Genomic DNA, 26,853 nt, shown 5'->3' with positions numbered 1-26,853 from the left:
TGAATATTTAAATAAAGGTCAACCTTCCGCGTTCCCTATGGACCTGACTTCCGCACCGCAGCTACTTCTAATAATCAGCTTCGACGGAATCACGATCTTTAACGGCACTTCTCTGCCACCGATCCGTTCGAGCAGCATTTTTACCGCGCTCTGGCCCATTTGTTCAGTGTAGATTTTCACCGTGGTTAACGGCGGATTGGCGTAAGAAGCCATTTCAATATCATCGATGCCGACCATTGCGATATCTTTCGGAACCTTTAAACCGGCTTCCTTTAATGCCCTCCCAGCAGCTATCGCCATGGGGTCGGAACCAATCAGGAAAGCTTCCGGTAAATCCTGCTTATCAATCACTTCCTTCATGAGTTGATACCCGGTAGACATGGAGAAATTATTACCGATATGGACATGCTCAGGCAGGTACAGATTTTTCTGCTTCATATAAGATTCAAAACTGCTTTGCCGCTGATCCACTGAATCTATACCGGAGTTGGAACCAAAACGATTGATGAAATCGCGTGAGCTGATCAGGCCAATTTTTGTATAGCCAAGTCCGGTAAGATGATCCAAAGCCATCCGAGTTACCTTGTCAAAATCGACGACGACGGAATCAAAGCGGTCCTCATCCGGCGAATAGTCGACAAAAACAATGTTATGTATTCGGCTGAAGTACAAATTGTATGGATCGAATTCGAACTTGCCAATCACTATAAGGCCATCAAGCCCTGACAGGCTTTCATACGAATCATGGTTCACCCAGCGAATAGTCCGAGTAATGTGAAGCCCCAGCAGATTGAATTCTTTCTCGATTTGCAGCCTTATTGTGAGGTAATACGGGTCCTCCGACTCAAATTGCTCCGAACAGAAAGTCACCAATCCAATTTTATAATCTTTCAACTGCGCCGCTTGATTGGTATGACGACGCTGGATTACTTTATATTGCAGCTGTTCTGCAGCAGAAAGAATTTTTCTTCTTGTTTCCTCCAATACCGATAAGGAAGGATCCCCGTTCAGTACACGCGAAACTGTAGATGGAGAAACACCCGCCAGACTTGCAATATCACGAATAGTTGGCACTACTAATCACCTTTTCACTTCATATTTGGGAAACACCCCTCACAATCATTTTATAGTTTTGCCAAGCGCTTGCCAATCACATTGTGTTTTGTTTACTAAACATTAGCAAACTAATGCGTGGATTCAATATAACAGAGATCAAATCGTTTGACAACACCTTATTGTCATCGCTTACATATATTTTTCATACTACAAAATGGTATTTATATTTTGTTTTACGTTTATTTATTTTATTTGTTTACTAAACTTTTTGTAAATATTATACTCTAAACAAGGTATTATTAGTCCATTATCTATTTCTACAAGCAGGAGGTATTATGAAAACATTAATCAACTACGATTGTCCCACTGTAATTATTAACAGTAACAGCACCTTATTTGACAGCTTTACCAACATCGAAACCATTACGGAGAACCTTTTTCTGGTCCATATCCGGTTAACAGCTGTGAAAAAAGAACAGCCGCCAGTGTGCCGGATCGAGTGGTCTATTCCCGCCGTAGACATCCACTCTTTATGGCATCCGGGAACAGACCGCAATAAAGCCCTTCAAGTGGATTGGGGCGATGGTTTCCAGTCCAAAAGCACTTCTCTCGCGCCTGTGGCCTCTTTATATAATCTAGAGGGGCGAAATCGAATGACCTTCGCTTTTACTGATGCATTGAACAACGTGTCGATAAAAGCCGGTATCCATGAAGAGGATTCCACCTTCCTATGCTCTGTTACCCTGTTTGAAGAAGCAATGCCGAAACTGGACCATTACGAAGCCACGCTCCGAATCGACCGAAGGAATATTCCCTTCTATAATGCGCTGGAAGAGGTAACCGAGTGGTGGGAGAGCCTTCCCGGCTATGAACCCGCCGCAGTTCCTGATGTGGCCCTCGGCCCCATGTACTCCACGTGGTATTCCTATCATCAGAAACTGACCGCTGCCGAATTGGAGGAACAATGCAGACTTGCTAAGGAACTTGGCTGTGACACCATTATCGTTGATGATGGCTGGCAGACGGACGACAACAACCGGGGTTATGCGTATACCGGGGACTGGGAAGTCTATGCGGGCAAGATTCCGGACATGAAAGCTCATGTGGATACCGTACATCGGCTGGGCATGAAATATATGCTATGGTACTCCGTGCCATTTGTAGGGAAGCGCAGCAAGGTATGGAGCAAGTTCGAGAATAAACTATTGCGGGTAGATGAGAAGCTGAATGCGGGAGTGCTGGACCCACGGTACCCGGATGTCCGGGAATACCTGATCAACACCTATGAACAGGCCGTATCCGGGTGGGATATCGACGGTCTGAAGCTGGATTTCGTGGATAGCTTCAGACTGAGCCCGGATCAGAAGGAGGGAACGGCGGAAGGACGGGATTATGAATCAGTGCCTGAAGCGGTGGACCGCCTGCTCTCCGATGTTATGGAGCGACTGAGAGCCATCAAGCCGGATATTCTCATCGAATTCCGCCAAACGTACATCGGTCCGCTAATGCGAAAATACGGCAACATGTTCCGGGCCAACGATTGCCCGAACGACTCCATCCAAAATCGCATCCGCACGCTCGACCTGCGACTTTTGTCGGGGAATACAGCCGTCCATTCCGACATGATTATGTTTAACCCTAAAGAATCGGTCGAAAGCGCAGCCATGCAGCTGATCAACGTTCTCTTCTCCGTGCCTCAAATCTCTGTTCGTCTCGATGAGATTGGAGAAACGTACGCTGGAATGATCCGCTTTTGGCTCTCCTTCTGTAAGGAGAATAGTGACATTCTGCTGAAAGGTAAGTTAGTTCCGGAACAACCCGAGCTACTTTACCCACTTGTCAGTGCTCAAAGAGCAGGTACGAAAATTGTCGCTGTTTACGCTAATATTGTTGTCCCAATGGACGCTACCTATGACCGATTCATTGTAGCCAACGGCACTTATAACGAACAAGTAGTTGTGCGTTGCCACCATCAGGGTCGTTACGATCTAACTGTAAAAAATTGCTGCGGTCAAGTTGTTCTACTTCGTCAAATTGAGCTTCAGGACGGTTTGTACGAGCTGCCCATCGCAAGAGCTGGTCTAGTAATTTTACAGCGTATAGATGATTCAGGAGAGATATGAGCAGATCATTCAATAGCAGACAGGTGCCTTCCGTGGTCATAGCCCTGTCACATAGACAATAAATAAGGCATTTAATAAAGCGGCGACTTTTTCCCGGAATTCAATTGGGGAGAGGTCGCCCTATTTGTTTTGGAAACGTTCCATGTTGTAAAACAAATCTTTGTGGGAAGATGACAAAAGTCACCTTAAACGAATTACTTTGTACACTGATATAAATTTTAAATATCCTCGATACTTAGGTTACACAAAAAAAACAGACGAGGTGCTTACCATGAATCCAATATCTTTAACAATCTCATTATTAATTGTCGTACTTATTTTGAGGGGCGTTATCCAAGGAAGCAAGAAACCATTGCACGAATCTGGCCGAAAATTATTAATTCCGATCCTTTATATCTCTACATCTTTGTTTGAGTTGTTCGACCCAATGTTGGTGCTTACATCTGGCAGAATGATCAGTTCAATCGCTATAGGTGCAATTCTGTCGATCCCATTAATTCTGGTGACGCAATTCGAGCGGAAATCGGATGGCAATATGTATTATAAAAGAAACGTATCCCTTTATGTTTTAATTATTGTTATCTTCTCGATCCGATTCTTTGACTTCATGTTCATCTCAGGTATTGATCCCAAGACTCTTGGATTCCTGAATAATGTAGTCGCCTTATCCTATATCGCCATTTGGCGAATAGCTAGCTTCATTAAATTTCATAATTCCAAGTCTAGTACGTTCAGAGCTTGGGACAAAACAGCTTAATCGTACGATTAGCCAGAGCTGGTTGACTTGCCATATCAAGCATGTTAACCTAGGCCGAGTATTAACAATGATTGACAAACCCTCCTACTCTTATAATGATGAAAGGTAATTCAACAAATGATGATTTATAGTCGTCTCGCCATCATGATGCCCCCCTTTCCCTAGCTAGGCTCATATTCTTGTTGTCATAACAGAGTATAAGCTTGTAGGAGGGCTAATATATTATGAAGAAATATGCAGTACCATCTTTGCTTTTAATGATTGTTCTTGTCGCTTTTCCACAAATCAGTGAGACCATCTACACTCCATCGCTACCAGATATCGCAGCAGCACTTGGTGTATCTAATAGTTCTGTACAATTCACGTTAAGCATCTATTTTATAGGATTTGCCTTGGGCGTTTTCTGCTGGGGCTGGCTGTCCGACTTGATTGGTCGTAGACCTGCAATGCTGGGCGGTCTCATCGTATATGGGATCGGAAGCTTGATGTGCTTTTATTCGGAATCAATTCAATGGCTTCTCGTCGGCCGTTTCGTACAGGCTTTCGGTGCCGCAACTGGCTCGATTATCACCCAAACCATGCTTCGCGAAAGTGTATCGGGAGATCGAAGACATGCGATGTTTGCGCAAATCTCTGCTGTCATTGCATTTACGCCGGCAGTTGGACCACTTATTGGTGGTTGGATTGATCAGGCCCTTGGTTTCAGATGGGTATTCTTGGCGTTAGTACTGATGAGCGTGTTGTTGTTCATATATGCTTTTCTTAAACTGCCGGAGACAACGAACGTTGCTTTACGATCCAAGGTGGCTATACTTCCGGTCGTTAAAAAGATGCTCGCTATGCCGCGGGTAATGGTGTTTGGGGTATTGATCGGAGGTATTAACGGAGTTTTATTTAGTTATTATGCCGAAGCTCCCTTCATCTTCATAGAACACTTTGATCTGTCGCCTGGCGTTTATGGTTTTCTGGGCATTATTGTGGCCTTGGCATCGGTGGTCGGTGCAATGATCTCCAAAAGATTATTAACCGTTTACGCACCGGAAAAGATCATTCGATTGGGTTGTCTGGTTATGACCAGCGGAGCTCTGCTCCTAACCCTTGGAAGCAGCGTGTCTCTGGTGCCCAATCTTTTGCAGATCATCTGCATGTTAACAGCCATGTTTGTTCTGTTAATTGGCGCAGGTATTGCTTTGCCCAATTGTCTAAGTCTTGCCCTTGTTCATTTTCAAGATGTAATTGGCACAGCAGGTGCTATATTCAGCTTAGGCTACTACTTGCTGGTAAGCCTTACGACATGGGGAATGGGTGCTCTGCATAACGGTTCATTGCTGATGATGCCTTTATATTTTCTAATCATTAGCGGCGTAATGTGGTTGCTTGGCAAAAGATTTATCTCAGAAGAATAATCTATTAGGATAATTCATTAGGATCATAAATAATACGAAGAAATGTCAAGGGGCACATTTCAAAAAAATAGAAGCAGTCCAGTACTTTTATCGTATCTGGGCTGCTTTTATTCATATTGTTGAACACCATGTTCTGAAAGCCAATCGGCTTATCGAACGCTTTTTAATGCTTTATATCCATATCTACACCCTTAACTTTGAAGATTCCACGCATATACGGAAGCAGCGAAATTACACCCACCAAAGCCAACACAACCCCGACCCAGATCGGCGCAACCAGACCATATCCGGCACTAATGGCCAAGCCACCCACAGAAGACCCTACCACTACACCAAAGGTGACGATCGCGGTGTGAACGGTGTTCACCATCAGACCACTTCCTCCCGTACGTATCACTCGCGCGACCATAGGCGGGTTCATTGGAACTCCGGCCAACCCGATGATGATTACGGCAGGAATAACCACGGCAGCTGTATGTACACCAATGGCGAATGTCAGAAGACCAATCGTCAAGAGAACAAGCCCTATCGTTAGAATCAGCATAGTGTATCGGTCCGCCAGTCGACCAGTAATCAGATTACCAACAACCGTAGCAGCTCCATACACAACAAACAATAGTGGCACCGCGGACGTTGAAAAGCCCGTCAACTCTGTAAAAATTGGAGCAAAGTAGCTGAATGCTGCAAATGCGGCTCCTATAATAAGAAAACTTGTCAGGTAAGCCGCCCAGAGCTTACGATTGCGAAAAGATTTCATTTCATGGCGCAGGCTAGTTGGCTCCGGTCTGGATAATACGGGGATCAACCGCAATGCGGTTACTCCTGAGAGTAGAACAAGAATGGCGACCGCCCAAAAACTGAAACGCCAGCCAAAAGCATCAGCCACCCACGTTGCAGCAGGTGTACCCAAAACTGTGGCGATCATAAGACCACCGAAGATAATTGATACCGCCCGTCCCCGCTGGTTTTCCTCTACGAGCGAAGCAGAGATCGAGATTGATACGCCAAAAGCAGCCGAGGAAGCAACACCTGCTATGATGCGTGAGGCCATCATAACCTCATAGCTACCTGCGATCGCGCCAAGCAACTGTCCAGCGAGAAACACACCGGTTAGCATAATAAACGCTTTTTTCCTAGGCATATTCAGCAGAGCAGCGGTTAGTAAGGGACCTCCCACGACCATCCCCGCTGAAAAGGCTGTAATCAAATATCCTACTTGCGAGACAGATACTCCAAACTCCCCCGCAAGTGTATTCATCATTCCAGCTACCATAAATTCTGAGGTAGTCATGCAAAAAATAGCTAAGCTAAGCACATAGATTGCCAATGGCATCTTCAATTCCCCTTTTCATATGAGTTATAAAATCACACTATTGTAATGATCGGTACAAAACTAATGCAAAAAAAGTGCCGGATTACCCGGCTAGTAAATAGCTGCCAATGTACCTTCTACAATACTTTTTGCCAGATCACGGTTCTGTGAAGAGCTGTTAAGCACGCGAAGTCCGTAATAGCTGCTTAGAAACAGACTTGCCAGCTCTTTGGCTGGTCTCCCTGAAGTAATCTCTCCTGTCTGGGAACCCTGCTCCATCAGATCACAAAGTGCATCCTCCAAAAATCCGATATGACGTGTTACCACTTGCTCAACCATAGGATCAACCCTTGCCCGTTCCATTGCTGCATTAATTAGGAGACAGCCTCTTCGCCCCGATTCCGAAAAATCCTCCTGTATACCCCACTCCAGCAGGCCGCGTAATCTTTCTTTCAACGGTAAGGAGCTCTGTAAAATCTCGCTTTGCTCCCGTATTCCTTCCTCATGATAACGCTGGAGTACCTTTTCGTATAAATCATGTTTGCTGCCAAACGCATTATATAAACTGCCCTTCCCGAGACCGGTCTGTTTACATAGATCCTCAGTAGAACACCCTTCGTAACCGTTCAGCCAAAAAGCATCCATGGCTGCGTCAATCACAGCCGTATCCTTAAATTCTCTTGGTCTTCCACCTCTGGTCACTTCATTTCCTCCCTTCTCAACGAAATAATAAATCTTAGTATAGGTAATTTGTAACGTTCAGTCAAGAAGTTGTTTACAGCTCTATTGTTCTCTGTTACAGTGAAGATGTCATACCATATTAAATCGGGAAAGGAAGTCGGAATAAATGAAAATCGCAATTATTGGAACGGGAAATATCGGTGGTAATCTCACCCGTCGTCTCGCCAAACTTGGTCATGAGGTCTCGATTGCTAACTCACGCGGTCCTCATACCTTGACGGATTTAGCTGAAGAGACAGGCGCAAAACCACTTGAAGTAACGGAAGTCGCCCATGGAGCCGAGCTGGTCATTGTAACGATTCCACAAAAGAATATTCCGGATCTCCCTGATGGTATCTTAGACCAAATTGCATCTGGTGCTGCCATTATTGACACCGGGAACTATTACCCCCGTCAGCGTGACGGCTTTATTGCTGAGATCGAAGGTGGCTTACCTGAAAGCCGATGGGTCGAGCAATACTTGAAACATCCTGTTAACAAAGCCTTTAATGGTATTTCCGCTATAAATCTGCTTGAACGCGGACTGCCTGCCGGTTCACCGGATCGACTTGCTCTGCCGGTAGCTGGTGATGATCCTGATACAAAGAAAATTGTGCTTCAACTTGTCGAGGAGTTGGGATTTGATGCCATAGACGCCGGCGGATTGGACGAATCCTGGCGCCAACAACCGGGGACTCCCAGTTACCAGGAACATGGAGCGGATAGTCTTCGGCAGGCCTTATCGAATGCTAGTCCTGTACGAAGCGAGGACTTTAAAGCTTGAGCATTTGAAATTCCGGGACATTGAATAAGTCATCATCCACCGCCCTTTCGGGCGGTTTTTTTGTTTGATCATATCTATTCCATGAAATACAACTGATGCTTCTTGCGGTACTCTCCAGGCGTAAGGGAAGTTTGACGTTTGAATAACCTTGTAAAATAGTTATGGTCCTGCAGTCCACACAACTCGCCGATACGCTTCAGTGGAAGCTCAGAATGTGCCAATAACCGCTTGGCCTTCTCCATTTGCAGGTGATGCCTGTATTGAAGCGGGCTCATCCCCGTATACTGCTTCAGGCAGCGGGCTAGGTAATCAAAATGATAAAGCAGATCACGCTCCATCTGTCCTGAATCAAACGGCTGCTCTAGGCGTTGACCAAGATAAGTCGCCACCTTCTCGCTTAGAAAATAGGAACGAGCCTGCGGGCTGTTCTGTCTCATTCCCTTCTGTAATTGCAGCAGGAATTGGCCTAACAGAACATGCAGCTCGAAGGAACGCTGACGGGTGAGTACATGGTGCAGCTCAAGCATTTCTTTCATTATCGGCTCCAGGTTACGTAAATCCACCGCGGCGAATTTGGGAATTTCAATGACTCCAGGAGGAGCCTCAATATCCTGGTCTGTTTGCTGAAGCAAGGGCTGCTCCCAAGTCGTCTTTTCTTTCAATATCATCTTTGGGACAGAGGGAAGCTGGAAATGAATCCAGTATACCTCCGTCTGCACGTCCGTTGGTCTATACCCACGGTGTTCTTTGCCAGGTTCAAGAACCAGCATCATGCCTTCCGCAATCTCGTAACGGAGGCCATCTTCCTCCATGTATAGCGCTCCTTTGGCGCAAATAATAAGATCGAACACATCAAAGCAACGCTGGGCATGTTGCATTCCCGGCTGCCATTCGGTGTGCCCAATTGCTGCTAACAGCGGGAACGGCGGAACTTGAAGTTCAAGTACAAGCATGAGATCCCTCCTTTGTTCAAAATGTAGAGAATGTGCTATATATAGTCGTAATTGTCAGCTGTATCGAAGCGGATGATCGATTAGAGTGGTAGATATAATATGATTCTATCATTTAATGACCAGGGGGAAGCAAGCATGAAATTTCGTCAGGTTCATCTCGATTTTCATACGTCAGAAGCCATTGAAGGCATTGGCCGTGATTTTTCGAAGCAGCAATTTCAGGAGATGCTCAAAACTGGGTATGTCGATTCCATCACCATATTCTCCAAGTGCCATCATGGCTGGGCCTATCACCCAACTACCGCCAATCAAATGCATCCACATCTGAATTTCGATCTTCTGGGTGCCCAGATTGAGGCTGCTCATGAGATTGGCGTGAAGACACCTGTCTATCTCTCCGCTGGCCTGGATGAGCGACTCGCACGCAAACATCCACAATGGCTCATCCGCAATCAGCAGGAGCAAATCAGTTGGACAGCCGACTTTATGACGCCAGGATATCATCAATTTTGCATGAACACCCCTTATCTTGACGTTCTCACCCTACAGGTCGAGGAAGTCGTAAAGAAATATGATGTGGACGGCATCTTCCTCGATATCGTTGGTGTTCGGGAATGTTATTGTCAATATTGTGTTGCCGAGATTCGCTCACAGGGCTCCGATCCACGAAACATTCAAGATATGAGAAAACTGTGGGAACAGACCTACGCTCGTTATGCTAATCGAATGAATGAGACTGTGCACGCAGTGAAACCCGGATTACCAGTGTTCCACAACAGCAGTCACGTCGACCGTGGGCGGCGGGATCTCGCCCATGTGAATACCCATCTGGAGTTGGAATCGCTACCAACGGGCGGCTGGGGGTACGACCACTTCCCGCTCTCTGCACGTTATGCGCAGACACTGGGCATGGATTTCCTCGGCATGACCGGAAAATTCCATACCTCCTGGGGTGAATTCGGTGGATACAAGCATCCCAATGCGCTGCGTTATGAAACTGCACTGAGCCTTGCGAACGGAGCGCGTTGCTCCATCGGAGATCAGCTGCATCCGGGTGGTCAGATGGATATTGCCACGTATTCGTTGATTGGGGAAGCTTACCGTGAGGTAGAAGCGAAGGAAGAATGGTGCCGAGATACTACCGCTAAGGCAGATATCGCGTTGCTATCGGTGGAGGCAACCTTATGGGAAGCCGGAGGCGACCCTCATCTCCAGCACAGCCACCATGATACCGGTGCTGTAAGAGTTTTGCTGGAAGGCCACTATCTCTTCGATGTGGTAGATCTACAGGCTGATCTGTCCAAATATAAAGTTGTTATTTTGCCGGATGCCATTAGCATTACAGAGTCAATCAAAACCAAACTGACAGCATTTCTTGCCGGGGGCGGCAAAATTCTCGCCACTGGCCGTTCCGGACTCTCACCGGATGGTACGGGCTTTGAATTCGATTTGGGTGTAGAATATCAGGATGTTTCCCCATTCCGTCCCTCCTATTTCCGTCCGAATTTCGAGCTTCCTTCGCTGCGTACAGCCTCTTTCGTCATGTACACCGAAGGACAGAACACAGTGCCCACGACAGACGGCATCGTACTTGGCAGTAAGGAAAATTCATATTTTAACCGTGACTTGTTCACGTTCTGCTCTCACCAGCATACCCCTTCTGATCTGCAGGAATCGGGAACTGGCATGGCTGAAGGTCAGGATGGAATCTATATCGCGTGGAATGTTTTTGAAGATTATGCGACGAAGGGAAGCTTGGCTGTCAAGGAAATCATCTGTTACGCGTTGGACCGTTTACTGAGTAACAACAAGTCGCTGATAACCAACCTACCTGCCCAAGGGGTTACCACGCTGCAGATTCAGAAGAACTCGAACCGTTGGGTGAATCATCTACTGTATGCCTCTCCAGTACGTAGAGGACAAGGTGTGGAAGTTATCGAGGATATCCCTCCACTTATCAATACAGAGGTGACGGTTGCGGCTGCCGAACAAGTACAAGATGTGTATCTGGCGCCACAGAACCTTAGTCTCCCATTCAGTCAGGTGAACGGCCTTGTGACCTACACGATACCGGAGTGGTCCTGTCATCAAATGGTCGTGATTCAATTTTAGAAGTACATTCATGGAACATTTAGCAGTAAACAAAAAAAAGAAGTCGCCATTAACATGGCGACTTCTTCTTTGGCGTTTTACTCCGCCGATGTACTATCTTTAGGGATTAATGATTACACACAAGCTTTCAATTTGTTCAGAGCATGGGAAATATCACGAATCAGTGAGTCCACATTTTCCCGCTGGGTTGCCCAACTGGTACAAAAACGAACGACGCTGTGTGTATCGGACACCTTTTCCCAGAATGTGAACGAGTAACGGCTGCGTAAATCCTGAAGCAGATCATCTGGCAGAATCGGAAATTGCTGATTGGTTGGTGAATCATATAGGAAAGTAATACCTTGCTCCACAAGCGAATCATGAATCAACATGGCCATGTCCACCGCATGCTGGGAAATTTCAAGATACAGACCATCTTCAAACAGCGTTTCAAACTGAATGCCCAGCAATCTGCCTTTGGCAAGCAGGCCGCCTTTTTGTTTGATCATATAACGAAAATCTGGCTTAAGCTTGTCATTCAGGATGACTACCGCTTCTCCCATCAATGCTCCGATCTTGGTTCCGCCAATATAGAATACATCACATAGGCGGGCGAGATCAGCGAGAGTCATATCACAATTTCGGGAAGCAAGAGCATACCCAAGACGTGCCCCATCAATAAAGAACGGGAGACCACACTGTTGGCTTACATTAAACAATGCTTGCAGCTCTGCCTTGCTGTACATCGTACCGTTCTCAGTTGGCTGGGATATGTAAACCATTCCGGGCTGGACACAATGTTCAGGTGCTGCATCATTCCAATGGGCATCATAGACGGCTTTGACCTGATCTGACGTGATCTTCCCATCCTCGCTTGGTACCGTGATCACTTTGTGACCTGTGGCTTCGATCGCTCCCGTCTCATGGACCGCGATGTGTCCCGAAGTCGCTGCAATCACGCCTTGGTACGGACGCAAAATGGAGGCGATAACCGTTGTATTGGTCTGTGTACCCCCAACCAAAAAATGTACATCCGCCTGTTCATTTTCACAAGCTTGTCGAATAAGACTTCTCGCCCGATCACAATGGGCATCTTTACCGTAACCGCTCGTTTGTTCCATGTTCGTTGAAATCAGTCTTTGCAAAATACGCTCATGCGCGCCTTCGCTGTAATCACATTCAAATCGTATCATCGTCTTGTCTCTCCTGCTCTTTTGTTCAACTTATCCTGAATATTCATCATTGAAGCGTAAACTTCTCTGATCTCTTCCTCATCCAAACCTTGCATTAACTTCACAATCTGCTGATCTGAACGTTCATTCAACTCACCGTAAAGCTCCTGACCCTTCTCGGTCAGGCGAATCAAACTAACCCGGCTGTCAGCGGCCGAATCTACTTTCATCAGCAGCCCTTCTCGGGTCAGTTTACTTACAATTCGGCTCATGTAGCTGCGATCAATGGTCAGTGTATCCACCAAATTGTTCGCAATGCTCTCCCCTTGAATGCCAATTTCAATAATGACCCTTGCTTCGGCGAAGGAGTATCCCGTTCCTAGGATATGTTTATCGAGTACACCGAGTATATTGGTATAAAAACGGTTAAAACGCCGCATTTCAGTCAACATATCTGCATTTATTTGCTGAGAGTCGATGTCAAACCCTCCCTTTTAGTGGACATTGTCAACATTATAATAATCAGTTTAGTGGACGTTGTCAACAATATATAATATTGATGAACTTTATAGTTCAAATGAATGTCACTTTATTGAAAAACAAAAAAAACAAAAAAAACAAACCGCGCAAATGCACGGTTTGTTTTTTGGCTATTAAGAATGGCTGTATTGCACCTGGTGAAGTCTGCTGTATATGCCTCCGGCAGCGACCAGTTCTTCATGGTTACCCTGCTCTGCAATGCCATCCGCATTGACTACCAGGATGCGATCTGCATTTTTAATGGTTGTCAGTCGGTGTGCAATAACAAGGGTTGTTCTGCCCACTGACAGTTCCGCCAAGGACTTCTGGATTAATGCTTCGGTTTCAGTATCCAGAGCGGACGTTGCTTCGTCCAAGATGAGGATCGGTGGATTTTTCAGGAACATGCGAGCAATGGACAAGCGCTGTTTCTGACCTCCGGAAAGTTTGACACCACGCTCACCAATGATCGTATCGATCCCTTCTGGCAAAGTAAGAAGCAACTCTTCCAAAGATGCACGACGGGCTGCATCCCAGATTTGCTCGTCTGTTGCCGTTAAATCGCCATAAGCGATATTTTCCTTAATTGTGCCTGAGAAAAGAAATACATCCTGTTGAACAATACCGATATGTCTGCGCAATGATTCCAGCTGGACCTCACGAATATCAACTCCATCAACGGTGATCCGACCTTCCTCTACTTCATAGAATCGTGGAAGCAGACTGCAAATGGTCGTTTTACCTGCACCGGAAGGACCCACAAATGCAACGGTTTCCCCTGGATTGATGGACAAACTGATATTATTCAGAATACGTCGATTTTCCTCATAACCGAATGAGACATTTTCGAAGCGAATATCTCCACGGACGCTTTTTAGCTCAACGGCATTTTTCGCATCAGCGATTTCCGGTTCAGTATCAATGATTTCCAGATAACGCTTGAATCCTGCAATGCCCTTAGGATAACTTTCGATTACGGCGTTAATTTTCTCAATCGGACGGAAGAAGATGTTGGATAACAGCAGGAATGCCATGAAATCACCCATATCAATTCTGCCATCGATAAAGAACCAAGCACCGCTGATCATAACGAACACGGTAACCAGACGCATCATCATATAGCTGACCGATATACTCTTCGCCATCGTTTTATAGGCAAGCAGCTTTGTTTTGCGGAAGTTCTCGTTGTCTACGGAAAAAAGTTTTTTCTCATGTTCTTCGTTTGCGAACGATTGTACGACACGAATGCCGCCTACGTTATCTTCAATACGGGAATTGAAATTGCCCACATCACCGAAGAGACGCCGATAAGTCTTCGTCATGCGCCCGCCAAACACGATAATAACCCAGGCCATGATAGGGATAATGATAAAGGTAAGCAGTGCGAGTTCTAAATTAATATTCGCCATGAGCCAGAATGATCCAATTAGAGTCATAATCGCGATGAATACATCCTCAGGTCCATGGTGAGCAACCTCGCCAATATCGTTAAGGTCATTGGTAAGGTGACCGATCAGATGACCCGTCTTGCGATTATCGAAAAACCGAAAAGACAGCTTTTGCAAATGAGCAAACATCTTTGCACGCATGTTGGTCTCAATGTTAATGCCAAGCATATGTCCCCAGTAGGTCACGACATAATTCAAGACGGTATTCAGTGCATAGATCGACAGCAATACAATACATGCGAGGATAATGAGCGGCCAATCTTGACCTGGCAGCAATTCATTAATGAACTTGCTTACAGCAAGTGGAAATGCCAGCTCTAGTAAACCAGCTATTACTGCACAACCAAAATCAATTAAAAACAGTTTTTTGTAAGGACGATAATACGAGAAAAAGCGACGAACCATTCTTATTCACTCTCCAGATCCTGATTAGGGCTTTCTTCTTCATTTTGCAATTCAAAAAGTTGGATGTATTCATCAATGACCTGATCAATGGCTTTCAGCTCACCACTTATCATCTGATGAATATTACGGAACTCCTCCTGACCAAGCTGTCTGGCCAACGTAGCTCTTCGATTCTGCATTTGTTCCAAAAAGACTAGAATTCTCCCACGACGAAACGTTTGTGCCCCATTACCCCGTTTTCCGTGATGCTCTCCATGCCCTCTCCCACGTCTGGAACGTTCACCTTGTTGCTCATCTTCCCCACGACCGTGTCTGGATCGCTCTCCATGGCGATCAGGTTGTTCGTTCACATTTATATGTCTTTCTCTCATTTGTGAAACACCTCCATTTTTGTATACATCCGTATACAAATTGTTTTATGTATACGATTGTATACGCAAGGGATTTTTCTGTCAACCCGTATTTTTCCATTTTACTCTGGGTCAATTCATATTCAGTTCACCGTACTAGAGTACACTAACTTACGTACCACCACAGAGATCCCCAATCCACAGATAAGACAGGAGAAGATGAGATTGACACTGAAAAAACGAACTTCATTCGCTGCCGTAACCCTGGTGTTAACGATGTTAGCCCCAATGTCTGCTCTCGCCGCGCCGGCAACCAGTAATAGCAGTAACCTTACCTATGATGTGACCCAAAAAGCGGTGATGGAGAAGGCCAAGCTCCTTACCGAAACATATGGTACAACAAGTGTGCAGTACGCACTCATGGATGAGGGAGAGATCGTAATCTCCGGACAAGTAGGCAAAAACGACCCGGAGAACCGTATCCCCCTTTCTTCTAATACAATGTATGGCATCGGTTCAACTAGTAAAATGGTGCTTACCGCCGCTGTGATGAAGCTGGTTGATGAAGGCAAGATTGATTTGGATGTGCCGGTTGTGAACTATATCCCGGATTTCAAGATGAAGGACAAGCGTTACACACAAATTACACCTCAGATGCTGCTGAATCATTCATCCGGGATTCTCGGAACCTCAAGCGGTAGTGCCATACTGTATGGGGACAATGATACCTATGCACATGATACATTTTTGGATCAATTGGCAGAGCAAAATTTGAAGGCAGATCCGGGAGCCTACTCGGTGTATAGTAACGATAGCTTTACTTTAGCTGAAATTCTAGTGGAGAAGGTCAGCGGCATGAGCTTCAGCCATTTCATCCAACAGAATTTCACCGAACCCTTGGGCATGAGCCACACCAAAACGCCGCAGGATCTGGTTGACCCTGACCAAATGGCAGTAACTTATTCGCAGCTGAATAAGGAACAACTTCCACTGGAGAACACGAACATGATTGGCTCTGGAGGCATTTACTCTACTGCCGAAGACCTCGTCAAATTTTCGCAAATCTTTACGGGAGAATTCAAAGGTATTCTTTCCAGTGAGTCGGCAAAAGCGATGACGCAGGAAGAATACAAAAGTGGCCTGTGGCCAGAGGACAGCGATTCATCTATTTCGTACGGGTTAGGTTGGGATAGTGTGAACTTGTTCCCATTTAGCGAATACGGCATCAAGGCAGTTACCAAAGGCGGGAATACGATTGCCTATCATTCGTCATTAATTGTGCTTCCGGAATACAACATGGCTGCAGCCGTTACCTCCTCAGGTGGATCAAGCACAACCGACCAATTGATTGCGAGCGAACTGTTGCTTAGCGCACTTGAGGAAAAAGATATTATTAAAGAACGGAAGCCGGAAAAATCGTTTGGCGTACCTGTAGAAACAACCATGCCGAAGGAACTAACGCAGTATGCAGGCATTTATGGGGCTGTCGGCAGCTCATTATTGAAGTTGGAAGTGAATGATGAAGGGCAATTAACGATGTCTCTGCTATTGTCGCCGAACAGTACGGAACAAAAGTATACGTATACCTCAGATGGCTCTTTCGTGAACGAGCAAGGTACAGAAAAGTTGAAATTCGCCCAAGGGGATAACGGTAATACATACTTGTGGTCCCGTTCGTATCAGTCTGTGGCAGGGCTTGGACAGATCGCCTCCTCGGAATACAAGGCAGAAAAGCTCGAAACCAATACATTACCCGAAGATGTAACAGCCGCTTGGCAGAAGCGTGAAGGCAACATTTATTACCTGGTGAATGAAAAATACACCTCAACGGTATATGACAGTGCAACGCCGATCATCCCTATTCATATGTTCGATGAGGCACCAGGGTATGTGTATACTAATAAAATTATTGATGCAAATTCGGCCGTGAACCAACTGCAAATTCCAGGCTTGGCTGGGCGTGATACGATGGAGTATAAGTTCTTCGAGAAAGACGGCGTGGAATACGTCTCAGCAGGAGGAAAGGTCTACGTTAGTCAAGAACTTGTGAGACCACTCTATTCAGGGAAACAATCGAAGACAACGATTCAAACGAATGGTTATGCGACATGGTACTCGATACCGGCAGCAGCCGCAGGTAAAGTGATGACAGTGAAGATGCCTTCGAAAGGTGCTTTCACTGTATATGACCAGACGGGTATTAGTACGAATCATACCGTGGTTAGTGGTGAAAATGAAGTTACATTACCTGAAAACGGTACGATTGTATTTGCTGGTGAAGCTGGTTCAAGGTTCGAAATTTCGTTAACAAATCAATAATAATGAGCATGGAAAATACGCCCGTTCCACGGTGTTCTACTGGGGAACGGGCGTTTCATTCTTTCTGAAATCAATTCTGAAAGGTACTACGTTTGTTCTAAGTTTATTTTACTTCGTTCATAAACTTCCTGAAGTTTTCGGCTATTTCTTTGGATCGGGTATGGTGTAAATAATGTCCACCTTCGAAAGTCATCACTTTTCCATGTACAGAATTTTTGACTTGCTCTTCATGCAAAGGTATCCAACCTTCCGTTTCGGTATCATTCGCTTGTAAAAAGAAAATGACAGGCAGATCTTTGGGGAAGGTCAAGTTTTCAGCAGCTTTGAAATTGGGATCAATATTTTCGCCTTCACTTAAGTTGTTCGGATTAAACGTATTTTTGAGTGAGAGCATTCTAATCTGTTCTCTGGTTTCATCATCAACGGCTGGTGCAACCAGTTGGTCTGGGGCCAGTTTCATTAACAATCGGTAGAACCCTGATTTTTTGAGCAGTTTGTACACATCTGTTGGGAATGGATCATCTGTTCCACCCTGTGTTGGAACACTGCTATCAATCCCAACAAAAGCATTTACTTCGTTTGGATATTTGTTCACATAATCCAGTCCGTAGATTCCTGAAATGGAATGACCCATCAGTGTGTAATGAGTAACATTAAGCTGCTGTAAAGCTTCATGAATTTCACTAACCATATTTTCAGTGGTACGCTCTTTTTCAGTTACGTCACTTAATCCATAACCGAAAGGCTCAATGACAACGACTTTGTAAAATGGTGATAGCTCATCGATTAGCGGTTTAAAATCGAGTGCTGAGGCAGGTGTTCCGTACCCCGGAAGCAATACCACGGTTTCTTCACCTTTTCCTTGGATCAACACATTCATGTTTTTCCCGTCAACCGCTACTGACTGACCATAGGCTTTTATTTTCCCTTCCTCCGATTTGTTGCTAAATACATTTACAATAAAAACAGTGGCAATAAATAATGCAAAAGCGATAACTATGGCACCGAATATTTTGAGCAAAATGATAAATATTTTTTTCATCATGATGGTTCTCTCCTGTTGAGTTCGTTTATTGTACAGCCATTTGAAACTCCATTCATTTTACTTCTTTAATGAAATTTCAAATCGGGAGCCAACCTCACCTGCAAATACAATACGGCCGTTTTCTGGTAAGACAACTTCATTCTTACCGCTGACCACGGTGTAATTAATACAAATTCCCGTCTGGTCGTATACGGCAAAGGCGCTATTTGCGGGTATTTTCACCGTCATGACTTTTCCTTTCGCAGTCGCTGGTACCGAGAACCATTTAGCATATCCATCTGCTTGAATGGTTGTTGCGGATTGTTTACCCGGATAGATGGGTTTTACAAGTTCCTCACTGGCGTATAAATAACCCAAAGCTGTAAGATACTCTCCTCCGTTCTTTTGGGAGAAATGAATGTCCATCGTATCACGTCCGGCAGTACCAGGAATTTGCAAAGGATTGGCTGCTTCGTTAGCTCCAATAATCTTATTATTGGACATATACCCTGGATTCTCTTTATTCATATGAATAGGCAGGATCGATGAAGCATTGAGATAGACCATTGATGTGTATTTCTCATTCACTAGATAATATTTTTTACCATCGCGCTTTGCCCATGCGGCGTTAATCTCCTTGGATAATTTATTGGCTTCAAGCTTCTCCGCATTATATTCTGAGAAAGCCAGCTGTCCGAGTCCTGGAACAGATATATAAGATCGTGACCACAAGTAGGTTTTCCCATTTTTCTCCACAATGAATTTCAACTTGTCTGTACCTTCGTTGTTAACAAAAGTACCATCTGCTGTATAGGTGTATTCTTGAGCCGGATTACTCGGAGCTGTAAGTGAAGATACAGTCATTTGTCCAGTCGTATTTATGTTGATCTTCATAACCGAATTATTACCGCCATATATACCTGCATACTTGGATATTCCTTTAGGCATATCTGCCTTCACGGGTACGCCAAATGATTTTTCCGACTTCCGTTCTGTAATAATGTCCTTTTCCTCAAGTGCGCTGAGCAATAATTCATTGGCAATGAAATGATTGGTTAAGCTTGACCCGCCTGAAGAGATAACGGCTGCAGCCATGTTGTATTCCGGAAGTACCACTAATGAAGACTGATAAGATAACGTATCTCCTCCTTTCATAACTGCCTTAATGCCGTATTCGTTGAATGGGAACAAGTTCACACTATCCCACCCTAACCCGTAAGACATGAGCGTATCGCTATCCTCTGGCCACATGCCTCTTTTATACTCTTCTTGGGCCATGGCTTCTACCGACTTACTGGAAAGAATGCCATTGACCTCTCCCGTGAAGATTCTCGAAAATTTAACCAGATCTTCAGCGGTGGAATACAGACCTCCAGTAGCGATGATATTATAATTCTCTTTTGGAAGTTGCCCCTCATAAAAAGGGGAATAGATTCCCGCCATTTCTGCCGGATCCACCACATCCTGTGGTGTTTTGGTATGGTTCATATCCAAAGGCTCCGTAAAATACTTGTGTATAAATGCGGTATAACCGATGCCGCTAACTCTCTCAACCAGAATCTCGGCTAACGTAAAGCCATCGTTGCTGTAGACTGAGAATGCGCCGGGATCTGCCTTCAGGTTTTGATTCGCCAATTGATCGAGAAACGTATCATGTGAATACGTGTCATTATCCCCATACAATGTGGCATTGCTGAATGAGCCGCCCAGAAGACCGGAGGAATGATTCAGCAACATACGGGGTGTGATCTGTTTGTATCGGTTATCTTTCATTTTAAAGTCAGGCATATAGTTCACAACAGGCACATCCAAATCGATCTTGCCTTCGTCAACCAGCTTCATTACAGCGGCTGTAAGCATCATTTTGCTGGTTGAACCAATGCCAAAGATCGTGTTCGAAGTAAGAGGCACCTTGTCGTTTATATCGTTCTTGCCCGTTTGACCGGACACTACAATCTCTCCACCATCGATGAGCGCATATTGCAGACTCGTCGTACCGTACGTCTCGGTCAGTAATTTGGCTTTTTCGATCACGGTTTTCTTCGTTTTCTCATACGTAAGGTTGCTGTTGTTATTCATGGCAGCCGGTGCGGCAATTGCAGATAGTGGGGCTAACATGGTTAACACTAGCGTTAAAGCTGCAATTGAAGTTCGTTTTTTGACTGTTCTCTTGACCACTCTCATTTTCTCTTGTTGTATCATTTGCATCTTCTCCTGTCAGTATCTCTTTATTTATTAGAGTATCTTAGCTTGGTTCTAAAATAAGCTTAACCAATATAAATGTACTCCTCGTGACGTCTATATGAACCGAGTATGAACAGGCAAAATAATTCGAGTACATGATGATTTACGATCCTTGATCCTTTTTTCGGCATAAAAATATCCCCTCTAAGTAGACACTTAAAGGGGATAATGACTTCGTCTATTTCAATGAAATTTCAAATTTGGAATTAACCTCACCTGCAAATACAATACGGCCGTTTTCTGGTAAGACAACCTCATTCTTACCGCTGACCACGGTGTGATTAATACAAACACCATTCTGATCATATACGGCAAAGGCGCCATTTGCAGGCATTTTCACCGTCATGACTTTTCCTTTCACATTTGCTGGTACCGAAAACCATTTAGCATATCCATCTGCTTGAATCATTGTTACAGATTGTTTACCCGAATAGAGTGGTTGTACAAGTTCCTCACTGGCGAATATGCTACCTACCGCTGTGATGTACTCTACTCCGTTCTTTTTAGAGAAATAAATTTCCTTTGTATCACGTCCAGCCATGCCAGGGATTTGCAGCTCCGTGACTGCTTCGTTTGCTCCAACAACCTTATTATTGGACATATACCCTGGTGTCTCTTTATTAGAATGAATAGGGATGATTGGTGATGAATTGAGATAAACCGTTGATGTATATTTCTGATTTACCACGTAATATCTTTTACCTTTACGCTTTTCCCACGAGGCGGTAACATCCTGAGATAATTCATTGGCTTCCAGCTTCTCCGCTGTATATTCTGAGAAAGCCAACTGCCCAAGTCCTGGCAAGGATATATAAGATCGAGACCACAGATAAGTACTTCCATTCTGCTCCGTAACGAATTTCAACTTTTCTGTGCCTTTATCGTTAACAAAAGTACCATCCGCTGTATATGTGTATTTTTGAGCCGAATCACTCGGAGCTGCGAGTGTGGATAGAGTCATTTGTCCAGCATGATTCATTTCGATCTTCTTAACCAAATTATTGGCGCCATACATACCTGCATACGTGGATATTTCTTTAGGTATATCTGCCTTCACTGGTACCCCAAATGATTTTTCCGGCTTCCGTTCTGTAATAATGCCCTTTTCCTCAAGTGCGCTGAGTAATAATTCACTCGCAATGAACTGATCTTTTGCACTTGTCCCACCTGATGAGGTAACGGCTGCTGCCAGATTGTATTCCGGCAGTACGATTAATGATGAGTGATACGATATGGTATCTCCACCTTTCGTAACGGCCTTGATGTCGTATTCACTGAATGGGAACAAGTTCACACTATCCCACCCTAGCCCGTAAGATATAGACGTATCGCTATCCTCCGGCCACATGCCTCTTTTGTATTCTTCTTGCTCCATGGCTTCTACCGACTTACTGGAAAGAATGCCTTCGACCTCTCCCGTGAATATTTGTGAAAATTTCACAAGATCTTCAGCGGTAGAGTAAATGCCTCCAGTAGCGATGATATTATTATTCTCTTGTGGAAGCTGGCCTTCATACAAAGGAGAATAGATTCCCGCCATCGCTACCGGATCAACCACATCCTGTGGTGTTTTGGTATGTTTCATGTCCAGGGGCTCTGTAATATATTTGTGTATAAATGCAGTAAAGCTCATGCCGCTAACACGTTCAACCATAATCTCAGCTAACGTAAAACCGTCGTTACAATATACGGAGTATTCTCCTGGATCGGCTTTTAGGTTTTGATTCGCCAATTGATCAAGAAACGTATCATGTGAATACGTGTCATTATCCCCGTACAATGTGGCATTGCTTCCGGAGCTGCCCAGTAGACCGGAGGAATGATTCAACAGCATGCGCGGTGTGATTTGTTTGTAGCGATTATCTTTCATTTTAAAATCCGGGATATAGTTCACAACAGGCACATCCAAATCAATCTTGCCATCGTCAACCAGCTTCATTACAGCAGTTGTAAGTACCATTTTACTGGTTGAACCGATGCCATAGATCGTGTTCGAAGTAAGAGGCACCTTGTTATTGATATCGTTTTTGCCCGTTTGACCGGACACCACAATCTCTCCACCATCGATTAATGCATATTGCACACTGGTCGTACCGTACGTCTCGGTAAGGATTTTGGCTTTCTCCGCTACTGTTTTCTTGGTTGGTTCATACGAAAAATTGCTTCTGTTATCGGCAGTTGGTGCGGCCATTACTGACATCGGAGCTAACATCGTTAACACCAGGGTTAACGCAGCGATTGAAGTTCGTTTTCCCTTTTGTCGTCCCATTCACATCATCTCCTGATTTTAATATTTTGGTTGATTAGAGTTCTTTTGGATCTATAAACTTCACTTCTGGATACAAGTCGCTCGGTCCCTGAATCAGATTTCCACCCGTTCCTTTCAATTGCTTGTTAAAGAAATCGAGTACATATTGATTTACGATGCTTGATCCTCTTTTACCATTGATGTCTCCTGTGATCCCGGACATTTTAATCAGCTCCGAATAGAATTGAAGGTCCGTGAAATTGAAGTGCTGGGTTCCTTCTACATAAACCACACTTCCCCCCTGATTGATAACATTTTTCATAATGTGCAGCTCATCTGAAAGAGATTTAGTTACTTCGTCATCCGAATTTCTATCCATTTCAAAATTGGCTAACCAGTCTTCAAAACTTCCCGATCGGATGAACATAAACGGCTTGTTTATATCATCTCTATTTTCCACTTCATATAGTGACCCATCCATATTAACCCCGGCCTTGATTCTCTGATCTAAATACGTTGCATTAAACGCGGTTGCACCCCCAAAAGAATGACCCATCGCGCCGATGTTATCTAGATCGATTTTTCCTTTAAACTGACTTTCGATTGCACCTGAATTCAGCTTTTCGATTTGATCGATTACAAACTCCACGTCTTCCGTCCATATATTCCCTGTTTTTGTACGTTCGTCTAGTGTAGTCGTACTTTTTTTATAATCCGTTACACGGCCGTCTGGAAAAAGGGTAGCAAAGGTGCTATACGTATGATCGATGGTGACCACGATAAAACCATGACTGGCCAGATTCTCGGCCTGTGATGCATGTAGAACTCTACTGGTTCCCATACCATGAGATAGTAGTACCACAGGATAAGGACTTGTAGAAGGTAATATTTCTACATTTTCATAAGAGTTGGTTTGACTATACTTCAAGTAGTCGAGCACAAATTCGGGCAGTTTTAAAGAAGTTGAGAAGCTCTGAATATACTTTTTGAACATTTCTTTATTATTTGGAAACAGCGTGTCACGCTTGTGGTTATTGCTGTTTTCAGTAGGGTACCAGACTTGAACCATTAGTTCCCTCTTATCGCTCTGATCTTCAGTTAAGACTTCAGCTCTATTCTGGTCTGTAAAATGAAATGTTTGAGTACCCACTTTCTCTGGACCATCCGGCTTCGGTAAATTAAAGACAGGTAGGTATACAGACAAGGCAGTAGAAACAACCAGCAGAATGACGATTAGGGAAGATAAACTATATTTCAAGAACTTCCCTATTTTTAGATTCACCATCTTTTCGGAATGTCTGAATAAAACGATGAGTATGAATAGAGCCGTCATGATATATACCAAAAGCAACTGCCATCTGTATCCCTCAACAAACAATTGAACTAATAATATAACGCTACTTCCTATACCCAAACCCAAGCCTATTTTCTTTGCACTTCTTTTAATAAACAATAGATCTACCAGTAAAGCGAAACAGGATAAAACTAAAAGTATTTCAAATAATCTCATTTGAATTCCTCTCTTTCATCACGGACATCGGCCGAATTGGACTTACTATGGAAAAACCGTCCCACAGGACGGCTTTTCATATTTCATTTATACACATCTGTGAAATCACGTGTAGACTTATACAGGATATTTACTTCGCTTCGTTCATGAATGCTCTAAAGTCTTCAGCTATTTCTTTAAATAACGTATGGTGTAAATAATGTTCGCCATCCATTGTTATTACTTTTCCATGTACCGAATCTTTGATCTGCCCTTCATGCAAAGGTATCCAACCTTTTACACCTTCATTATTCGCTTGAATAAAGAGAAGAAGTGGAAGGTCTTTAGGGAAGGTTAAGCCTTGGGCCCCTTTGAAATTGGAAGAAATATGGTCCATCTCATTTAACATCGTGGAACTATTCGAGTTTTTATTCGACAGCATTTTCATCTGCTCTACAGTGTGCTCATCAAATGGGAGTCCAGCATAAGGATCACCACCAAATTTGACCACTAATCTTTGGAGACCTGATTTTTTAAGGAATCCGAACATTGTTGTAGGCAATTTGGCATCCATACCCGGTTGTGTTGAAACACTGCTATCGATTCCGACAAATGCCGTCACCTCGTTTGGATATTTGTTCACATAATCAATGCCGTAAATGCCTGCAATGGAGTGGCCCATGAGGATATACTCGTTAATGTTAAGCTGTTGTAAAGCTTCATGAACTTCACTTACGATATTTTCTGCCGTTCTTTCTTTTTCAGTTCCATCACTTAATCCATAACCGAAAGGTTCAACCGCCACAACCTTGTAATATGGAGACAGTTCATCGATGAGCAGCTTAAAATCAAGCGCTGGTGCAGCCGTTCCATAGCCTGGCAGAAGCACGATCGTTTCCTTGCCTTCGCCTTGAATTAACACATTCATATTTTTCCCGTCTACAGATACGTGCTGGCCGTATGTCTCTATCTTTTTCGCCTCTGAATTGGTACTGATCACATTCGTGATATAAACAATACCTAGAAACAGAACAATGACGATTACGATTGCTCCTAGTACTTTAAGTATATTGTTTCTTACCTTTTTGGCCCTCGAGCCATTCTTCGCTTTCTTTTCCTCTGGTTGTGTCACTCTCATCTTCTCCTGTCTTGAACTGTTTGTTCGGCTTTCTTCTGTGCTGCTGATGTAATCTTAACCAATGAAAATGTACTCCCCGTGACGTCAATATGAACTGAATATGAACAAGTAAATAAATTAATATTTACTGGGACGTCATAAATCCTCTGAATTTTTCAGCAATTTCTTTGGCATGGGAACGATACAAATAATGATTTGCCTCTAGCAGTACCACTTCACCATGTACAGAATCCTTTATTAACTTCTCGTGCTCAGGGATCCACCTGTCTGTTGCAGGATGATTCTTTTGAATAAAGAAAAGCACAGGGAGATTTACAGGGAACGTTAGTTGTTCAGCTGCTTTAAAATTGGAATACATGCTTTCTGCCTCATTTAATTGAGTGGTATTATACATATTTTTGTTTATCAGAATTTTCAATTGTTCTTTAGTTTGTTCATCATAAGGTAGTCCATCATAGGGATCAGCCCCCAATTTCAATTGCAATCTGCCAAAACCGAATTCTCGCAGTATTTTAAGCGGTCTAGTCATGGAAGAATCAATCTTTTTTTCACTCAGCGCTGGAGCACTGCTATCCAGTCCGACAAATGCACGTACTTCATTTGGATATTTGTTCACATAATCCAGGCTATAGATTCCCGATATGGAATGACCCATCAAGATATAGCGATCAATATGGAGACTCTGTAAAGCTTCATGAATCTCACTTACGATATTTGCCGTACTGCGTTCCTTTTCGGTCTGATCGCTCAATCCGTAACCAAAAGGCTCAACCACAACCACTTTATAATATGGAGTCAGCTCTGAGATAAGCGGCTTAAAATCTAGTGCTGGTGCGGCCGTTCCGTAACCGGGTAGAATCACAACGGTTTCATCGCCTTCACCCTGAATGGAGACGTTCATCTGTTTCCCATCTACAGACACATGCTGTCCATACGTTTCCATTCTTTTTTGCTCCGAATGACTACTGAATTTGTTTACGCTATACACGATGGCCACAAAAAGTAGGATGGCTATAACGATTGCACCTAATACTTTAAGCAAAATGTTTAACACTTTTCTTGTTCTGGTTCCACCCCACTGTTTCTTCTCTGTTTCTTGTGTCACACTCATCTGCTCCTGTCCTCATCTGTTTACTGGCCGTAACAAGCCGTTAATACAAGCCTAACCAACTAAAATGTCCTCATCATGACGACAATATGAACGGAGTATGAACTAACAAAAAAAAGGCCACGTTTCACATGCGAGGGAACTTGCATGTGAAACGTGGCCTGAAAATATGGTTTAGACAATCGGA

20 protein-coding genes are annotated in these 26,853 nt (G+C 44.1%); 6 read left to right on the top strand and 14 right to left on the bottom strand.

Features of this window, described 5'->3' with window-relative positions:
• Positions 1-18: 18 nt before the first annotated feature.
• Positions 19-1,074: a LacI family DNA-binding transcriptional regulator gene (locus AC3ITG_RS14740; RefSeq protein WP_489254181.1), complete on the bottom strand. Its 1,056-nt coding sequence runs from the start codon at positions 1,072-1,074 to the stop codon at positions 19-21.
• A gap of 317 nt (positions 1,075-1,391) precedes the next feature.
• Between AC3ITG_RS14740 and AC3ITG_RS14735 the strand changes: the two genes are divergently transcribed.
• The 3 genes from AC3ITG_RS14735 (at position 1,392) to AC3ITG_RS14725 (ending at position 5,342) form a co-directional block, all read left to right on the top strand.
• The gene (locus tag AC3ITG_RS14735) at positions 1,392-3,179 is read left to right on the top strand and encodes a glycoside hydrolase family 36 protein (RefSeq protein WP_489254180.1); all 1,788 of its coding nucleotides are present in this window, start codon (positions 1,392-1,394) and stop codon (positions 3,177-3,179) included.
• Between the two features lie 271 nt (positions 3,180-3,450).
• Positions 3,451-3,936, top strand: coding sequence for a CcdC protein domain-containing protein (locus AC3ITG_RS14730; protein ID WP_489254179.1), 486 nt, complete (start codon positions 3,451-3,453; stop codon positions 3,934-3,936).
• 224 nt (positions 3,937-4,160) lie between these two features.
• The gene (locus tag AC3ITG_RS14725) at positions 4,161-5,342 is read left to right on the top strand and encodes a multidrug effflux MFS transporter (protein ID WP_489254178.1); all 1,182 of its coding nucleotides are present in this window, start codon (positions 4,161-4,163) and stop codon (positions 5,340-5,342) included.
• A 163-nt stretch (positions 5,343-5,505) separates the two neighbouring features.
• Here AC3ITG_RS14725 and AC3ITG_RS14720 read toward each other — a convergent pair whose 3' ends face one another.
• Both AC3ITG_RS14720 and AC3ITG_RS14715 read right to left on the bottom strand, forming a co-directional pair.
• Positions 5,506-6,675, bottom strand: a complete 1,170-nt coding sequence (locus AC3ITG_RS14720) for an MFS transporter (RefSeq protein WP_489254177.1) — start codon at positions 6,673-6,675, stop codon at positions 5,506-5,508.
• A 90-nt stretch (positions 6,676-6,765) separates the two neighbouring features.
• Positions 6,766-7,356, bottom strand: a complete 591-nt coding sequence (locus tag AC3ITG_RS14715; RefSeq protein ID WP_413378450.1) for a TetR/AcrR family transcriptional regulator — start codon at positions 7,354-7,356, stop codon at positions 6,766-6,768.
• A 145-nt stretch (positions 7,357-7,501) separates the two neighbouring features.
• On the opposite strand from AC3ITG_RS14715, the gene AC3ITG_RS14710 reads away from it, so the two are divergent.
• On the top strand, positions 7,502-8,158 hold the full coding sequence (locus tag AC3ITG_RS14710; RefSeq protein WP_489254176.1) for an NADPH-dependent F420 reductase: 657 nt from the start codon (positions 7,502-7,504) through the stop codon (positions 8,156-8,158).
• A 74-nt stretch (positions 8,159-8,232) separates the two neighbouring features.
• Here AC3ITG_RS14710 and AC3ITG_RS14705 read toward each other — a convergent pair whose 3' ends face one another.
• Positions 8,233-9,111, bottom strand: coding sequence for an AraC family transcriptional regulator (locus tag AC3ITG_RS14705; RefSeq protein ID WP_413378446.1), 879 nt, complete (start codon positions 9,109-9,111; stop codon positions 8,233-8,235).
• 135 nt (positions 9,112-9,246) lie between these two features.
• On the opposite strand from AC3ITG_RS14705, the gene AC3ITG_RS14700 reads away from it, so the two are divergent.
• Entirely contained in the window at positions 9,247-11,223 is a 1,977-nt protein-coding gene (locus AC3ITG_RS14700; protein ID WP_489254175.1) for an alpha-amylase family protein, read from the top strand.
• 113 nt (positions 11,224-11,336) lie between these two features.
• Here AC3ITG_RS14700 and AC3ITG_RS14695 read toward each other — a convergent pair whose 3' ends face one another.
• The 4 genes from AC3ITG_RS14695 to AC3ITG_RS14680 form a co-directional block, all read right to left on the bottom strand.
• Positions 11,337-12,395 (bottom strand): threonine aldolase family protein, encoded by a 1,059-nt coding sequence (locus AC3ITG_RS14695; protein ID WP_489254174.1) that lies wholly within the window; start codon positions 12,393-12,395, stop codon positions 11,337-11,339.
• A complete protein-coding gene (locus tag AC3ITG_RS14690) occupies positions 12,392-12,826 on the bottom strand; it encodes a MarR family winged helix-turn-helix transcriptional regulator (protein ID WP_231952523.1) in 435 nt (144 codons plus the stop codon). Before AC3ITG_RS14690 ends, AC3ITG_RS14695 begins: the two co-directional genes overlap by 4 nt.
• Positions 12,827-13,027: 201 nt before the next feature.
• Complete coding sequence (locus AC3ITG_RS14685; RefSeq protein WP_489254173.1) at positions 13,028-14,746, bottom strand: ABC transporter ATP-binding protein; 1,719 nt, start codon at positions 14,744-14,746, stop codon at positions 13,028-13,030.
• A gap of 2 nt (positions 14,747-14,748) precedes the next feature.
• Positions 14,749-15,117, bottom strand: a complete 369-nt coding sequence (locus tag AC3ITG_RS14680) for a hypothetical protein (protein ID WP_489254172.1) — start codon at positions 15,115-15,117, stop codon at positions 14,749-14,751.
• 198 nt (positions 15,118-15,315) lie between these two features.
• On the opposite strand from AC3ITG_RS14680, the gene AC3ITG_RS14675 reads away from it, so the two are divergent.
• Positions 15,316-17,415 carry a serine hydrolase domain-containing protein gene (locus tag AC3ITG_RS14675; RefSeq protein WP_489254171.1) on the top strand — a complete coding sequence of 700 codons (2,100 nt, stop codon included), beginning with the start codon at positions 15,316-15,318 and terminating at the stop codon, positions 17,413-17,415.
• 103 nt (positions 17,416-17,518) lie between these two features.
• On the opposite strand, the gene AC3ITG_RS14670 is transcribed toward AC3ITG_RS14675, so the two are convergent.
• From AC3ITG_RS14670 to AC3ITG_RS14645, 6 genes are all read right to left on the bottom strand, one after another.
• Positions 17,519-18,460: an alpha/beta hydrolase gene (locus tag AC3ITG_RS14670; protein WP_489254170.1), complete on the bottom strand. Its 942-nt coding sequence runs from the start codon at positions 18,458-18,460 to the stop codon at positions 17,519-17,521.
• Positions 18,461-18,517: 57 nt separating this feature from the next.
• Positions 18,518-20,641, bottom strand: coding sequence for a serine hydrolase domain-containing protein (locus AC3ITG_RS14665; protein ID WP_489254169.1), 2,124 nt, complete (start codon positions 20,639-20,641; stop codon positions 18,518-18,520).
• A gap of 220 nt (positions 20,642-20,861) precedes the next feature.
• Positions 20,862-22,952: a serine hydrolase domain-containing protein gene (locus tag AC3ITG_RS14660; protein ID WP_489254168.1), complete on the bottom strand. Its 2,091-nt coding sequence runs from the start codon at positions 22,950-22,952 to the stop codon at positions 20,862-20,864.
• 34 nt (positions 22,953-22,986) lie between these two features.
• Positions 22,987-24,441: an alpha/beta hydrolase family protein gene (locus AC3ITG_RS14655; protein ID WP_489254167.1), complete on the bottom strand. Its 1,455-nt coding sequence runs from the start codon at positions 24,439-24,441 to the stop codon at positions 22,987-22,989.
• Positions 24,442-24,571: 130 nt separating this feature from the next.
• Positions 24,572-25,552 (bottom strand): alpha/beta fold hydrolase, encoded by a 981-nt coding sequence (locus tag AC3ITG_RS14650; protein ID WP_489254166.1) that lies wholly within the window; start codon positions 25,550-25,552, stop codon positions 24,572-24,574.
• A gap of 130 nt (positions 25,553-25,682) precedes the next feature.
• A complete protein-coding gene (locus tag AC3ITG_RS14645; RefSeq protein ID WP_489254165.1) occupies positions 25,683-26,669 on the bottom strand; it encodes an alpha/beta fold hydrolase in 987 nt (328 codons plus the stop codon).
• Between the last annotated feature and the right edge of the window lie 184 nt (positions 26,670-26,853).

It is taken from the genome of Paenibacillus sp. GL_099_B (assembly GCF_057835695.1).
Note: the sequence above shows the minus strand (reverse complement) of the source record. Positions and strands in the feature narration are given on the sequence as shown.